This is a genomic window from Sandarakinorhabdus sp. (genome assembly GCF_987265915.1).
In genome coordinates, this window is record NZ_OZ503948.1 from 2,048,571 (window position 1) to 2,063,394 (window position 14,824).

At 64.4% G+C, this 14,824-nt stretch carries 12 protein-coding genes and 1 tRNA gene; 5 read left to right on the forward strand and 8 right to left on the reverse strand.

What is annotated here, in order from left to right; all coding sequences use genetic code 11:
- Window positions 1-42 precede the first annotated feature (42 nt).
- Window positions 43-666, forward strand: a complete 624-nt coding sequence (locus tag AC6UUM_RS09990) for a bifunctional transcriptional activator/DNA repair enzyme AdaA (RefSeq protein ID WP_500802128.1) — start codon at window positions 43-45, stop codon at window positions 664-666.
- A gap of 33 nt (window positions 667-699) precedes the next feature.
- Window positions 700-789: transfer RNA gene (locus AC6UUM_RS09995), tRNA-Ser, on the forward strand.
- Window positions 790-811: 22 nt separating this feature from the next.
- Here the strand turns inward: AC6UUM_RS09995 and AC6UUM_RS10000 are convergent.
- The 3 genes from AC6UUM_RS10000 to AC6UUM_RS10010 form a co-directional block, all read right to left on the reverse strand.
- On the reverse strand, window positions 812-2,053 hold the full coding sequence (locus tag AC6UUM_RS10000; protein WP_500802129.1) for an MFS transporter: 1,242 nt from the start codon (window positions 2,051-2,053) through the stop codon (window positions 812-814).
- 95 nt (window positions 2,054-2,148) lie between these two features.
- Window positions 2,149-4,497: a TonB-dependent receptor gene (locus tag AC6UUM_RS10005; protein ID WP_500802130.1), complete on the reverse strand. Its 2,349-nt coding sequence runs from the start codon at window positions 4,495-4,497 to the stop codon at window positions 2,149-2,151.
- Window positions 4,498-4,670: 173 nt separating this feature from the next.
- On the reverse strand, window positions 4,671-5,756 hold the full coding sequence (locus AC6UUM_RS10010) for a Gfo/Idh/MocA family protein (protein WP_500802131.1): 1,086 nt from the start codon (window positions 5,754-5,756) through the stop codon (window positions 4,671-4,673).
- A gap of 29 nt (window positions 5,757-5,785) precedes the next feature.
- Here AC6UUM_RS10010 and AC6UUM_RS10015 point away from each other — a divergent pair, with 29 nt between their 5' ends.
- Window positions 5,786-6,721: an aldo/keto reductase gene (locus AC6UUM_RS10015; RefSeq protein ID WP_500802132.1), complete on the forward strand. Its 936-nt coding sequence runs from the start codon at window positions 5,786-5,788 to the stop codon at window positions 6,719-6,721.
- Window positions 6,718-7,785: an LLM class flavin-dependent oxidoreductase gene (locus tag AC6UUM_RS10020; RefSeq protein WP_500802133.1), complete on the forward strand. Its 1,068-nt coding sequence runs from the start codon at window positions 6,718-6,720 to the stop codon at window positions 7,783-7,785. The genes AC6UUM_RS10015 and AC6UUM_RS10020 overlap by 4 nt, the downstream gene beginning before the upstream one ends.
- Here AC6UUM_RS10020 and ggt read toward each other — a convergent pair whose 3' ends face one another.
- The 5 genes from ggt to AC6UUM_RS10045 all read right to left on the reverse strand — a co-directional run bounded on the left by ggt (window position 7,786) and on the right by AC6UUM_RS10045 (window position 13,766).
- Complete coding sequence (ggt, locus tag AC6UUM_RS10025; protein ID WP_500802134.1) at window positions 7,786-9,495, reverse strand: gamma-glutamyltransferase; 1,710 nt, start codon at window positions 9,493-9,495, stop codon at window positions 7,786-7,788.
- Window positions 9,496-9,584: 89 nt separating this feature from the next.
- On the reverse strand, window positions 9,585-11,426 hold the full coding sequence (locus AC6UUM_RS10030) for an amidase (protein WP_500802135.1): 1,842 nt from the start codon (window positions 11,424-11,426) through the stop codon (window positions 9,585-9,587).
- Between the two features lie 132 nt (window positions 11,427-11,558).
- The gene (locus AC6UUM_RS10035; RefSeq protein ID WP_500802136.1) at window positions 11,559-12,221 is read right to left on the reverse strand and encodes a PEPxxWA-CTERM sorting domain-containing protein; all 663 of its coding nucleotides are present in this window, start codon (window positions 12,219-12,221) and stop codon (window positions 11,559-11,561) included.
- Between the two features lie 94 nt (window positions 12,222-12,315).
- The gene (locus tag AC6UUM_RS10040) at window positions 12,316-13,044 is read right to left on the reverse strand and encodes an SDR family NAD(P)-dependent oxidoreductase (RefSeq protein ID WP_500802137.1); all 729 of its coding nucleotides are present in this window, start codon (window positions 13,042-13,044) and stop codon (window positions 12,316-12,318) included.
- Entirely contained in the window at window positions 13,041-13,766 is a 726-nt protein-coding gene (locus AC6UUM_RS10045) for an SDR family NAD(P)-dependent oxidoreductase (protein WP_500802138.1), read from the reverse strand. Before AC6UUM_RS10045 ends, AC6UUM_RS10040 begins: the two co-directional genes overlap by 4 nt.
- A gap of 38 nt (window positions 13,767-13,804) precedes the next feature.
- Between AC6UUM_RS10045 and AC6UUM_RS10050 the strand changes: the two genes are divergently transcribed.
- Window positions 13,805-14,773, forward strand: coding sequence for an SDR family NAD(P)-dependent oxidoreductase (locus AC6UUM_RS10050; protein ID WP_500802139.1), 969 nt, complete (start codon window positions 13,805-13,807; stop codon window positions 14,771-14,773).
- Window positions 14,774-14,824 lie beyond the last annotated feature (51 nt).

Here is a 14,824-nt window from a genome sequence, read left to right on the forward strand (position 1 = left end):
CCACTGGCTTGCCGTGCGGTGCAGGCGTATCGTTTCACCATCATGCACGCTCCTGCATCCCCGCTGGCTCAACCGCTCACGTTCGAAGCCATGGACCAGGCCCGGCTGGCGCGCGACCCGGCCTATGATGGCATCTTCTTCATCGCGGTGCGCACCACCGGCATCTATTGCCGGCCGGTCTGCCGGGTACGCCAACCGCTCACCCGCAACATCAGATTCTTCCCCAGCGCGGCGGCAGCCGAAAAGGCCGGTTACCGCCCCTGCCTGAAATGCCGGCCGGAATCGGCGCCCTTCTGCCCGGCCTGGAACGGCACCCGGACCACCGTGGAGCGCGCTGCCAGGCTGATCGATGCCGGCGCGCTGGATGGCGATGGCAATGTGGCCGCGCTGGCCGAGCGCTGCGGCGTCGGCGCCCGCCACCTCACCCGGCTGTTCCACCAGCATCTCGGCGCCTCGCCCATCGAAGTGGCGCAAACCCGCCGCGTGCAGCGCGCCATGCAGATGATCGCGCACAGCGACTTGTCGATGACCGAGATTGCCCTGGCTTCGGGCTTCGGCTCGCTCAGGCGCTTCAACGAAGTCATCGCCGCCCGCTACAACCGCACCCCCACCGCCCTGCGCCGCGTGCGCCCGCATGATGTGACCAGCAAAGCGGTCGCCCCTTGACCTGCCCTGCCCCCGCGCATTACGCCCGCCACTGGACAGATGGCCGAGTGGTTTAAGGCAACGGTCTTGAAAACCGTCGTAGGTGAAAGCTTACCGTGGGTTCGAATCCCACTCTGTCCGCCAGCAACCCTTCGCCTTGGGCGCATCAATCGGCGGCGCGGATCTGCGGTTGCAGGATCTGGATGAAGCCCAGCGCCGTGAGATAGGCACCAGCGGCGATGGCAAACATCGGCCAATAGCCGATGCCATTGGCCAGGCACCAGCCCGTCAGCTCGATGATGCCGGTGCCGGTCAGATTGCCGGCGATGCCGCCCATGGCCATCACGCTGCCCAGGCGCGCCACCGGCACTGTGTCCGCCGCCAGCCCGAAGATGCTGGTAGAAAAACCTTGGTGGGCAAACAGTGCCAGCCCGATGAGCAGGGCGGCGATCGTGGCGGTGGGGGCCTGTAGCGCCAGCGGAATCGGCAGCACCATCAAGGCATAGAACAGCATTGATGCCTTGCGCGCCGCGTTCAACGATAGCCCGCGCTTCAACAGCGCGCTGAACAGGAAGCCGCAGCTGAACGCGCCCAGCGCCGCCATGGTGAAGATGATGGCATTGGGCTGGCCGACCTCGCTCTGGGTGAGGCCATAGCTTTTCACCAGAAAATCGGTGCTCCAGAACAGCACGAACCACCACACGCAATCGGTGAGCGCCTTGGCGCCGACAATCGTCCAGGTGCGCCGATCCTTGAACAATTCGCGCCATGGCACATGGGCGACGGCGGCCTTTGCCGGCGTGGCCGGCGTCAGTCCGCGCGTGCCCCACCACCACAAGGCCAGCCAGGTGAAGCCCAGCCCGCCCGTGAGCAGGAACGCCGCCTGCCAGCCAAAGGCCAACGCCAGCGGCGGGATCAGCAAGGGTGTGAGGATGGCGCCGATGTTGGGCGCGGTATTGACCAGGCCCAGGCCCAGGCTGCGTTGGCGCAGCGGCAGATAGGTGGCGGCGGCCTTCACCGCAGCGGGGGTGTTGACGCTTTCGGCCACGGCCAGCACGCTGCGCGCCATTACGAACTGGCTGACGGTTGCAGCGGCGGCATGGGCCATGCCCGCCAGGCTCCAGACCGTAACCGCCAGCCCATAGGCGAAGCGCACGCCAAAACGATCGACGAACCAGCCAACCGCCAACAAGGACAGCGCGGCGGACAGCTGGAACACGCTGCCCATATGGGCAAATTCCTGATCGCTCCAGCCGAATTCGGCTTCCAGCGTCGGCTTCAGCAAGCTGAGCACCTGACGATCGACATAGTTGAGCGCGGTGCCGGCAAACAGGAGGGCGATCAGCAGCCAGCGCACGCGGGCCTGGGCGCGATCCTCAACGTCATTGCCGGCTGCCGCGTCCGTCATCACTGCTCCTGCAAGTTCAACGGTTCATATGACGCGCGGTCGTTGACCCAAAACCAGTGCCGGGCTGGGGATGCTCACCAGCCCGGCATAGGCCTTCAGAAGTTCACGCGGGCCTGCACGCCGAAATAGCGATCGGCTTCGCGCGGGATCAGGTAGCGCAAGCCGATCACCTGGTTGCCGCCCAGGCCGGAGTTGGTGATCTGCGCCGGGAAGCTCTGATCGAACAGATTCTTGACCAGGAAGGTCACGCGGAACTTGTCGTCCTTCTCGACGATGCCGAACTGCAGATCGACCAGGCTGTAAGGCCGGATGTAGCTGATATTGCGCAGCGCCGGGTTGGCGTCGAACAGGCTGAGCTGGCTCGATTGGGTGGAGACATTGCCGGCCACGGTGAAATCAACCGGCAATTCGGTGCGATAGCGATAATCCAACCCGAAGCTGCCCTTCCAGCGCGGCGCAAAGCCCAGCGGGGTGCCCGACGGGATGATCGGCTGGCCCGGAATCTCCAGGAACTTGTCAACCTGCGCATCGGTGAAGGCGAGCCCGCCGGCGATGTTCAGATCCTTGGCCGGGCGGAGCAGGAAGTCCATTTCGATGCCACGGGTCGAGACGTTACCGGCGTTGGTGAAGCGCGTCACCGGCACGGTACCCACGAGATCCGGGATATTGGCCTGGAAATTCTTGTACTTGGCGTAGAAGGCCGCGAGGTTCAGCGTCAGCCGTCCGCCGAACAACGTGTTCTTCAAGCCGACTTCGAAGGAGTCGGCGATTTCCGCGGCGATGGCATTGGTGCCGGTGGCGTTCAGGTTGAAGAAGGTGTTGAATGCCGGGCCTTTGTAGCCGCGGGTATATGAACCGTAGCCCATGACATCACTGCTGACATCATACTGCAGTCCGATCTTGCCCGACAGGTTGGTCGCATCCGTGCTTTTGCGGAACGGCACGCCATTGGTCGCACCGGCATCGCCGTTGACGAGGCCATTGTTCGACGTTGCAAAGACGCCGGCATCGAAATTGCGCTGAATGCCCGGCAGGCCAGCGATGTTCGGCGTCGCCACGCGGCTGTGGAAGATGGCCAGATCATCCTTGGTGAACCGCAGGCCGACAATCGCGCGCAGCGTTTCGGTGAAGGCATAGGTGCCCTGGCCGAACAGCGCATAGTTGTCGAACGTCGAGCCGAAAGTGGCCGTGCCGCTGACATTTTCCGTAACCGCGCCGGGGCTGCCGCACGTCAGCAGCGTCGCCACCGGGGTGGGCGCATTGCCGCAGCGCGTCACACTGCGGGTGAAGGTGCGATCGGTGTCGGCGTGACTGAAGAAGCCGCCGATCACATAGGTGAAGGCCTGATCGGCCGGCGAGGTCAGCCGCAGTTCCTGGCTGAAGGTGGTGCCGGTCTGTGGGCCGAAATCATGCAATTGGGCCTGGCCGGCCAGCGCCAGCTGCATCCAGTCGCCATCACGGACTTCCGTGTTGTTGTATTTGCGCCAGGCGGTGATGCTGGTCAGCGTGTGGTTGCCCAGCTCCGCGTCAATCTGTGCCGAGAGGCCATAGCTCTCCTCCTCGGTGCGGGTGATCAAATTCTGGCGGATGGTGCGGGTCTTGTCGCCCTGGAAATTGATGCCGTTCAGCGCCAACGCGGCCACACCGGCGGGCTGATCGCCGATCACTTCGGCGCAGCAATCGTCGTTGGCGCGGCGCCAATCACCGATCACGGTCAGCTTCACGGTGTCGGAGATGTCGGCTTCGATGATGCCGCGCAGGCCATAACGATCATAGCCATTGACCCGGCGGTTCACACCGGGGGCATCGTTGAAGATGTTGCCGTCATAATTGCCATAGAAGGCCGTCCAGCGGCTGCGGATGCCTTCGCCGAGCGGCAGATCGATGCTGCCACGCACGCGATATTCCGTGCCGTTGCCAAAGAAGAAGCCACCTTCGGCATAGCCGGCCAGCTTGTCGCCGGGGCGCTTGGTGACAATGTTGACCACACCAGCGGACGCGTTCTTGCCGAACAATGTGCCCTGCGGGCCGCGCAGCACTTCGATGCGTTCGATATCGACGAGGTCGGAGAAGGCTTCACCAGCGCGCGCCAGCACGACGCCATCCAGCACCGTGGAAATTGACGGTTCGCCGGCCAGGCTGAAGGTCGCGGTGCCAACGCCGCGGATGTACAGCGACTGGTTGATGGTGGTGCCCGATTTGCGGAAGTTCAGGCTGGGCACCAGATACTGGGCGTTTTCCAGGTTCAGCACGGCTTGACGGCTCAGCTGATCGGCGCTGACCACCGACACGGCGACGGGGATATCCTGCAGTTTTTCGCTGCGCTTCTGCGCGGTGACGACGATCTCGACCAGTTCATCGTTGGCGACCGCTGCCTGGGCGAAGGCCGGCGCGGAAGCAAAGGCCATGATGGCGGCGGATGTCAGCAGGCTGTAGCGGTTCATGTCACTCCCCCAAATAGGTCCGGCCAATTTGCCGGAAGAATGCCGCCGACTATGTTCGGCAGTGGTTGAAACTCCCAAGGCAGGCTTTCTTTTGTTGCGTCAATGCAGGCTTTCGCAAGGCTTGTGCAGTTGCGGCCACGCTGTGGCCGGGCGGTCACACCTTGCCAATCCGGTTACAGGCCCAGTTCGGCCATGGTGACGGCGCGATGTTCGCGCGCCGAGATTTCGGCGGCCAACCCCATGGCAACGGCGCGATAACCATCGTCGGCCGACACGATCACCGGCCCCTGCCCGCGCACGGCGGCAGCAAAATGGCGATGCTGGAAAAAGGTCGAGCCATGGTGCTGCCCGGCGGCCAGCGCGTCCGGCGGGGTTTCCACATGCCAGCGTGTCGCCTGCTTCGGCTGCATGAAGCCGACTCGCGGGCTGAACACCAGGTCGCCAGCCGGGATCAACACGTCCAACCGCGCCTTGTCGCCGGTGGCCAGGATCTCCTCCTGCTGTTCGGCGCCGTCGGCAAACATGCACAGATCGAGCATGGCGCGCACCCCATTGGCGAAATCCACCACGGTATAGCTGTTGTCGATGATGTCGGGCGTGCGGCCGTCGTAGCGTTCGTCGCGGTGGTTCACGTCCATGGCGCCCGAACAATAGACCCGCACTGGTTCGGCCTGCACGACGTGGCGCATCAGATCGAAGAAATGGCAGCATTTTTCCACCATGGTGCCGCCGGTGTTGACGGCAAAGCGGTTCCAGTCCCCGACTTTCACCAGAAACGGAAAGCGATGCTCGCGGATGGACAGCATCTGCAGCTGCCCGACCTTGCCAGCGTGGACATGGGCGACGAATTCGCTGACCGGCGGCATGAAACGATATTCCATCGCCGTCCAGAACGTCCGGTCATAGCCCTTCACCGCCGTCGCCACTGCCCTGGCATCGTCCAGCGTGGTGGCCAGCGGCTTCTCGCACAAGATGTGCAGCCCGGCGTCCATCAACGGGCCCAGCACCTCCCGGTGGGTGAAGTTGGGCGAGACCACCACCACCGCATCGACCAGGCCGGATGTCGCCAGCGCCGCCGCATCGGGGAAACGCGCCACAGCATGCCCGATGGCCCGTTCCGCGCGATCCAGGCACGCCGGCACCGGATCGGCAATCGCTGTGATGGTGCCGCCGCCCAGCAAGTTGATGTTGGCGACATGCTCCAGCGCCATCATGCCGGTGCCCACTATGCCCCAGCGGATCGTATCGGTGCTTCCCATTTGCCTTGTCCTCGCGCTATCACGCCAAAATGTCGCAGATCGCCCTTAGCCCGAATCCCCGCCCGCTCGGCAAGTCCGAATATCAGGTCAGCCCGCTTGCCTGGGGCATGTGGCGATTTGCCGGCGATGATGTTGCCGCCGCGCACGCCCGTTGCGAGGCGGCGCTGGCTGCCGGGATCAACTTCTTCGACACCGCCGATATTTATGGCCCGGACAATGATGAACCGTTCGGCGCATCCGAGGCCTTGCTGGGCCGCGTGTTCAAGGCTGCGCCGGCCCTGCGCGATTCGATCGTGCTGGCCTCCAAGGGCGGCATCCGCATGGGCGTGCCCTACGACAGTTCGCCGGAGTATCTGGTGGAAGCGGTCGATGCGTCCTTGGCCCGGCTCGGCGTTGAACGCATCGATTTGTGGCAAATCCATCGGCCTGACATGTTGACCCACTGGGCCGACGTCGCCGCCACACTGGATGGGCTGATCAAGTCCGGCAAGATCGGCGCGGTGGGCGTTTCCAATTTCACCGTCGCGCAAGCGAGCGCGCTGAAGAAACATCTGCAGGCGCCGCTGGTGAGCACCCAGCCGGAGTTTTCGCCGCTGGCTCTGGCCCCGCTTCAGAATGGCACGCTGGATTGGGCGATGAAGCATGGCCTGGCCGTGCTGGGCTGGTCGCCGCTGGGCCAGGGCCGGTTGGGCGATGGTGATCCGCGCCCGGGCCGAAAGCAGGCCGAGGATGAGCGCATCGCCCGCGTCAAGGCCGCGCTGTCCGCGCATGGCGCGCTGTTCGGCGTTGGCATTGCGGCGACGGCCTATGCCTGGATCATGGCCCATCCCGCCGGCATCACGCCGATCGTCGGCAGCCAGAATCCGCTGCGCATCGCCGAGGCGGCGGACGCCTTCAAGATCAGTTTCACGCGGGCACAATGGTATGACATTCTGGTCGCTTGCCTGGGAGAAAATTTGCCGTGACTGCTGCCAACGGGCCTGAAATTTCCTGGTTTTCCGCGCTGTGCGACGATGATTATGAATTTTTGGGCGTGCCCGATCCGGCGCTGAAATCGAGCTGGGAACATTGTCGCAATATCGTGCTGACCGCTGAAAAAGGCGGCTTTGACAATATCCTGCTGCCGTCCGGCTATCAGCTTGGCATTGACACGCAGATGTTTGCCGGCGCCATCGCCGCGCTCACGCACCGCATCCGCCTGCTGATGGCGATCCGCGTCGGCGAAACCTGGCCGCCGCAACTGGCCCGCCAGATCGCCACGCTCGATCAGATCCTCGGCGGCCGCCTGACGGTCAACATCATCTCCTCCGACATGCCGGGCGAAGTGCTGGCCTCCAAGCCGCGCTATGCACGCACCGTCGAGGTGATGAACATCCTCAAGACCCTCTTGAATGGCGAGGCGCTCGATCATCAGGGCGAATTTTATCAGCTGAAACTGCAACCGCCGGCGGTGAAGACCGTGTCCGGCAAATGCCCGCCGCTCTATTTCGGTGGCCTGTCCGAAGATGCCCGCGAGGCGGCGGCCGAGGCCGCAGACGTCTATCTGATGTGGCCCGATACCATGGACAAGGTGAAGGAGGTCGTCGCCGACATGACCGCCCGCGCCGCCAAACGCGGCCGCACCCTGCGCTTTGGCTATCGCGTGCATGTTGTCGTGCGCGAAACCGAAGCCGAAGCCCGCGCGGCGGCCGATCGGCTTCTGGTCAAGCTGGATGCCGCTACTGGCGACGCCATCAGGGCCAAATCGCTCGACAGCCAATCCGCCGGCGTGGCCCGCCAGGCCGAACTGCGGGATCAGGCCAGCGATGGCTATGTCGAGGACAATTTGTGGACCGGCATTGGCCGTGCCCGGTCGGGCTGCGGTGCTGCTCTGGTCGGCAACCCCGATCAGATCGTCGCCAAGCTGGAGGCCTATCGTGCGGCCGGCATGGATGCCTTCATCCTGTCAGGCTATCCGCATGCAACTGAAGCTGACCTGTTCAGCCGCCATGTCCTGCCGCGGATTGTCCATGGACCGCTGGTGATCTGATCACCAGCCGACTACGGCGCCATCCTTGCGGTGATCGGAACCGCCACGATACAGCCCGCTGGCCGGATCAATCATGATCGCCTGATAACCGCCCATGCGCCGGCCGTTGCCGCGGTCCACATCATGGCCGCGCGCCTTCAGATCGGCGCCAATGGCATCGAACAATTCGCCTTCCAGCGTCAATTTGTTGGTGCGCTGATTATGGTTGAAGCGCGCGGCATCGGTGGCGGCCTGCGGGTTGGCGCCGAAGGTCAGCATGTTGACCAGCACCTGGGCGTGGCCCTGCGCCTGCTGGTCACCGCTCATCAGGCCGAATGCCATCACCGGCTTGCCGGCCTTGGTCACGAAACCGGGGATGATGGTGTAGAACGGCCGCTTGCCGGGCTGGATGGCATTGGGGCTCTTGGGGTCCATGCTGAATTCGGCGGCGCGGTTGTTGAGCACGAAGCCATGGCCGGGCACGGTGATGCCCGAACCAAATTCGCCATAGATGGAATAGATGAACGACACGACATTGCCGAATTTGTCGGCGGTGGCGATATAGACGGTGCCGCCGACCGGTTCCGGCGCGGACGCCGGATTGCCGGCCTTTTTCATGTCGATGCGGCGGCACAGAGACTTGGCATGATCCTTCGATGCCAGTCGTGCGGCGGGCACCGGGCCAAATTCGGGATCACCGTTGAACCGCTGCAAATCGGCATAGGCCAGTTTCTTGGCCTCCACCATGAGATGCCAGTAATCGGCGGACTTGGGCCCGGCCCTGGCGACATCGACGCCCAACCCGGCGGCGCATTGTTCGACGATGTTGAGGATTTCCAGCACGGCAAAGCCTTGCGTGGAGGGCGGCATTTCATGGACGTCATGGCCGGCGTAGCTGGTCGCCAGCGGCTCGACCCATTTGGCGTGCACGCTGTCCAGATCGGCCTGGACGAAACTGCCGCCCAGTTCCGCCGAGCGCTTGAGCAGTGCCGCGGCGATCGGGCCCTTGTAGAAGGCATCGCGCCCGCCGGCTTGCAGCAGGCGGAAGCACTTGGCCAAATCGGGGTTCTTGAAGCGGGAATAGAGCGGTGGTGCAACGCCGCCGGGCTTGTGGACGCGCAGCGTTTCGGGATCGACCCCCAGTATGCGATCATCGCCGGCCCAATCGAGACCGATGCGTTCGGTGATGCCGAAGCCGTCTTCAGCCAGCTTGGCAGCCGGTTCCAGCACTGCCTTGAAATCACGGCTGCCATAACGTTTCAGCAGCACATCCCAGGCATCGACGGCGCCGGGCGCCACCACAGCCTCGATGCCGGTGTAGGGCACCGCCTTCAGGCCCTTGCCGGTCAGCCGCGCGATGCTCGATCCCGATGCGGCACGGCCGGAACCATCCAGCGCCACCAGTTTCCTGTCCTTGGCGCTCCACGCCAGCACGAAGACATCGCCGCCCATGCCCGCCGATCCCGGCTCGACCAGGTTGAGCACGGCGGCGACCGCGACCGCGGCATCAAAGGCATTGCCGCCGGCCTTCAATATGTCGAGCCCGGCATTGGCAGCGAGCGGGTGGCTGGTGGCGACCATGCCATGTTCGGCCACCACTTCCGATCGCGTCTGCCCGGCCCAGCCGTTGGCGCGCTCACCGCGATACGCATCGAAGTGCGCGGGTTGAGCCAATGCCGTTGCCGCCGAAAATGCCAACAAGCCGGCCACCGCCGCCACATATTTCGCCATGCCAACCCCCAATATACGGCCGCAACCCGAGCGCAACCTAAGGGCGGGCTTTCGGATTGGCCAGTGGCAAGATTCCCGGCGGTTCAGCCTTACTCCGGCGGCATTGCGATCACCGCCCGCCCGGTGCCCAGCGGCGCGGCGGCGGTGTAGAGCATGGCATAAAGCTTGCCATTGCGCAGGTCCGCCCGCGCCAGTGCATCAAGTGCGAGATCGAGGCTGACGCGCGTCTGCCCGCGCAGCAACATGGGCACCAGGATCGGCCCCGGCCCGCCTTCGTGGCTGCGATGCAGCGCCACGGCAAAGGGCGCGTTCCTGCCGGTGGCGCTGACTGTCACATCACCGTGCAACCGCGCCGTGGCCGGTTCATAGGTGAAGCGGATCGTCGCCCCGCTGCCCAGCTTCACCACAGCCCGTTGCGTTCCCGGTGCCTTGCCAGCCACCAGCGCCGGCGTGCTGAACGGCGGCTGGCGCGGCTTGGCCAGTTTCTCCCACGCGTTCGCCAGTGCGAGCAAACGCGGCTCGCTGAACGCCGGCCCCAGCAGTTCCAGGCCAACCGGCAGCCCGCGCGGGGTGAAGCCGGCCGGGATCGCCAGCGCCGGCAGCCCGGTGTCCACGCTCAGGCGGCAATTGCTGGCAATATCCTCGGCGCCGATCACCGGTGGACGGCCCTTCGCGGTGGGATAGAGCAACGCGTCGAGCCGTTCCTTGGCGAACAGCGCATCGGTGGCGGCCCGCACCACGATGCGCTTGGCCAGCGCCAGCTGATATCCCGGCGCTTGCCGGTCAGGGTCGGTCACCGCTTCGCGAAAGCGATTGTCGAGCTGATCATGGTGCAGGCCGGCGGTCACGATCTGCGCCAGCGACGTGACCGGGGCGCCCGGATTGGCCGCCAGATAGCGTTGCAAATCTTCGGCAAATTCGAACTTGCGGGCATTGCTGTCTATCAGCATCTCGTCGAGCCCGGGGATCGTCACGTCGATCACCTCGGCGCCGGCGTCGCGCAGGGCGGCGATGGCCTTGTCGTTGGCCGCCTTCACATCTTCCAACCCATTGGCAAACAGGCTGCGCAGCACGCCGATGCGCGCGCCTTTCAGCGATGCGGTCGGCAGGGCATCAAGATAGGATTTGGGCACATGCGGCCCAGCCCCCGCCGTGATGGCATCCTTGGGATCGCTGCCCACCGTGGCATCCAGCATAATCGCCAGATCGGCAACACTGCGCGCCAGCGGGCCAGCGACATCCTGCGTATCCGAAAGCGGCATCACGCCCGTCCGGCTAGCCAAGCCGCGCGTGGTGCGCAGGCCGAACAGATTTTGATAGGCGGCCGGAATGCGGATCGAGCCGCAGGTATCGCTGCCCATGCCGGCGGCGGCAAAGCTGGCCGCAACCGCCGCGCCGGTGCCGCCGCTGGACCCGCCTGGCGAGCGTTGCAGATCGTAAGGGTTGCGCGATTGGCCGGTGAGCGAGGAGATGGTGATGGTGCCGGACGCCAGCTCGTGCATGGCCGTCTTGCCCAGGATGATGGCGCCGGCTGCGCGCAGCCGGGCCACTTGAAAGGCATCTTGCGCCGGCTGCAACGTCGCCAGCGCCAGCGCGCCGCCGCTGGTCGGCATGTCGCTGGTGTCGAAATTATCCTTCACCAGCACCGGAATGCCGTGCAGCGGGCCGCGTGGGCCTTTGGCAGCGCGTTCCTTGTCCAGCGCATCGGCCTGCGCCAGCGCTGCGGAGTTGAGGGTGACAATGCTGTTCAGCGCCGGGCCGGTCTGATCATAGGCGGCAATGCGCGCCAGATAGGCCGTCACCAGTTGCCGCGACGTGACCTTGCCGTCAGCCAGCGCGGCCTGCAATTCGGGGATGGAGGCTTCGGTCACCTCGATTGCTTGCACCGGCGATGCCAGAACCGATGCCACCAATATTGCCGTCATCCGCATAGGCCCGCTCCCCCGTCATGATGGAGGAGCAAACGTCACTGGCCAGTGGCCGTCAATGGCCGATTGCCCAAGGAGAATGACCATTTCGGCTGGGGCAGGCGAGTTTGTGCCGCGCGCTGCCCCGGGAAGAGTTCAAGCGGCCAGCACGCGGCGGCGCCGGCTGGCGACACCCACCAGGCCAAAACCAACAATCAGCATCGCCCAAGTGGACAGCTCTGGCACTGCAGAAATCGTCGCAGGCGACCAGCGTATGTTATCAATCGAGAAACCATCCGTAAGGCGTGGTCCGACACTCAAAAACTTGATGGTGGTGAACGGTGTGGTGGAAACGAAACCGAAGAAGCTGATCGTGTCGCCAGGCTGAAGCGGCGGTATCATTTGCGTGTCGGCGGCCTCAATTGCCGTGCCCAATCTATCCTGAAGCGCAGCTGCATCAAAACCGAAACTGGTGATCGGTGATGCAAAGAAGAATTTCATTCCATCTTGGCCAACGACCAAGGCATTGATGTTGGGCGTTCCATCAATATCAAATACCGTGAACTGAGCCGGCGGCACGTCGATATAATGCCGACCGTCGAAATCTTCAAAACCACGGACCTGAAAAGCCCCGCCGCCCAGGGTGATTGGTGTCAACTGGAAGCTGGTTTCGACCGTGAAGCTGTTCAGGGTTTCAATCTGCAATGGTCCGGATGCAGCCGCAAAACTGGCCAGGTCGGTATAGGTCGTGACGGCAGCCGACACCGACGTCGATGCACACAGCGCCGCAACGAGCACCGCAATCCGGGGGAATTTCATCAACCAACTCCGCTGTAAGGCATTCGAAAATCGAATGCCGCAGCAGCAAATTCCTGCAACGTAAGTATTTGTCAATAGATAATTAAGGATATCCTCAGCGCAGCATCAACCCGCCATCGATGGCCAGGCTCTGCCCGGTGATATAGCTCGCGGCCGGGCTGGCCAGGAACAGGATCGCGTTGGCGACCTCGGCCGGATCACCCCAGCGCAACATCGGGATGGCGCGCATCAGTTTCTTCTCGCGTTCCGGGTTGGTGCGCGCGCCTTCGGTCATGCGCGTCGCGATGAAGCCCGGCGCCACCAGATTGACCCGCACGCCATCGGGTGCCCATTTGTCGCCCAGCGCCCGTGTCAGGCCCAGCAGGCCGGCTTTCGATGCCGTGTAGGCCGGGGTTTCCTTCAGCGCGAGGAAACTGGCGAGGCTGCCGACATTGACGATGCTGCCGCGCGTCTGCTTCAGATAGGGGTGCAGCCGCACCGACAGGTCCATCACCGCATTCAGGTTGGTGTCGATGACATGTTCGAACTCCTCCTGCTCATATTCGCGTGGGGAGCCGCGGCCGGCATTGTTGATCAGCACATCGAGATGATCGAAATGCGCCGCCACATCGGCACGCGCTTCCGGCCAGGTCAGGTCGGCCTGGATATAGGTGACCCCGGCGGGCGGATCTTCATAGCAGCCAAGGTGGATGCGCGTGCCGGTGATGGTCACGGTTGCGCCCTGCGCCAGAAATTGTTCAGCCACGGCCTTGCCGATGCCCTGGGTGCCGCCGGTGACCAGCACCGTCTTGCCGGCGGCCCAGTCCATGTTGCCCGCATTCATGCGCTCAAACCCCCATCGATCACCAGCGACGTGCCGGTGACATAACGCGCCGCATCCGACGCCAGAAACAGGATCGGCCCGGCAATATCGTCCGGCTCGCCGATGCGGCCCAATGGCACCTGGCGTTCCGTGGCCGCCAGCCGGTCGGGATGTTCCCAGGTGATCGCGGTCATTTTGGATCGCACCAGCCCCGGCGCGATCAGATTGACCCTGATCCCCTCCCCGCCCAGCGCCTGCGCCAGCGTGCGGGTGAGCGTGAGCAGCCCGCCCTTGGACGCGGAATAGGCCGGCTGGCCGATGGTGCCGCGGAAACTCGCGACCGATCCGATGAAGATGATATTGCCCTTGGCCGCGCCAAGTTGCGCGCGAAACTTCATGGCCAGCTGCATCGGCCCGGTCAGGTTGGTGGCCAGCACATCGGCGAAGGTCTCGGGCTGGAATTCAGCGCGGCGATAGGCGACCTTGGCGCCGGCGATGACCAGCACATCAAGCGTTTCGATGCCGGGATCGAAGGCCGCCACCGCCGCCATGTCGCCCTGATCGAGGCGGTGATATTCCATGCCATCCATATTGCCGTCGCTGCCGGCATAGTCGGCGGCCGCGGCGCGCGTGCCGGTGACGATCACGCGCGCGCCGGCGGCCATGAACAGGCGCGCGGCGGCATTGCCGATCCCGGTCGATCCCCCTGTCACAAGCACGGTCTTGCCGGCAAATTCGCCCACGCGCACCTTCTCCCCTCAATCTGAAGGGGATTTCAGCCATGGCACTGTTGGTCGGCAAGGTCGCGATTGTGACAGGCGGTGGTCGCGGGCTGGGCCGCTGCCACGCGCTGGCGCTGGCCGCCCATGGTGCAGCGGTGGTGGTGAATGATCTGGGCGGCACCGTGACCGGCGGTGGCCCTGATCAATTGCATGGGCCAGAATCGGGGGACGCGGCCGGCGCGGTGGTCGCCGAAATCATCGCAGCGGGCGGCCAGGCCGTGGCCAACCGCGCCAGCGTGGCCGATTGGGCTGGTGCGGAATCGATCATCGCCGATGCCATGGCCGCGTTCGGCCGGCTCGATATCGTCGTCAACAATGCCGGCATCAACCGCCCGGCCAGCCTGATCGACCTGACGGAGGCGGATTATGATCTGGAAACCGGAGTCCATCTGAAGGGCACCACCGCCGTTTGCCACCATGCGGCGCGGCTATGGGCCAGCGAAGGTCGGCGTGAAGGGCGCGCGATCATCAACACCACATCACCGGTCGGCGTGCACCCGATGCCCAATGGCGGCCCCTATTGCGCGGCCAAGGCCGGCATCGCGGCGCTTACCGTGGTGGCGGCGCAGGAGTTGGCGCATCTGGGCGTGCGCGCCAACGCCATTGCACCGGCCGCGCGCACCCGCATGGTGATGGCGAGCCCATCGGTGGACCAGTTGATGCCGCACCATGATGGCTTTGATCGCCACTTGCCTGATCATGTCTCGCCACTGTTGGTCTATCTCGCCTCGTCCCTCAACCGCTTCACCGGGCGGGTGTTCGGCGTCGAAGGCCCCGATGTGGCGCTGTATCAGCCCTGGAGTGCCGATTGGCTGGTCACCGGCGATGGGCAATGGCAGGTCGCTGCCTTGGCCGAAGCGCTGGCGTCGTTGCCGGCTCAGGCGCCGATCAGAGCCTTTTATCCGGGAGGGCGCATCGATACGGTCATTCCGCCGGGGCGCACGCACAAGGCACTCCAGCACGGGTAACTCCTGCTGGCGCGCTGCTACGACGGTTTCGAATCTTGCCCGGCTACCCGG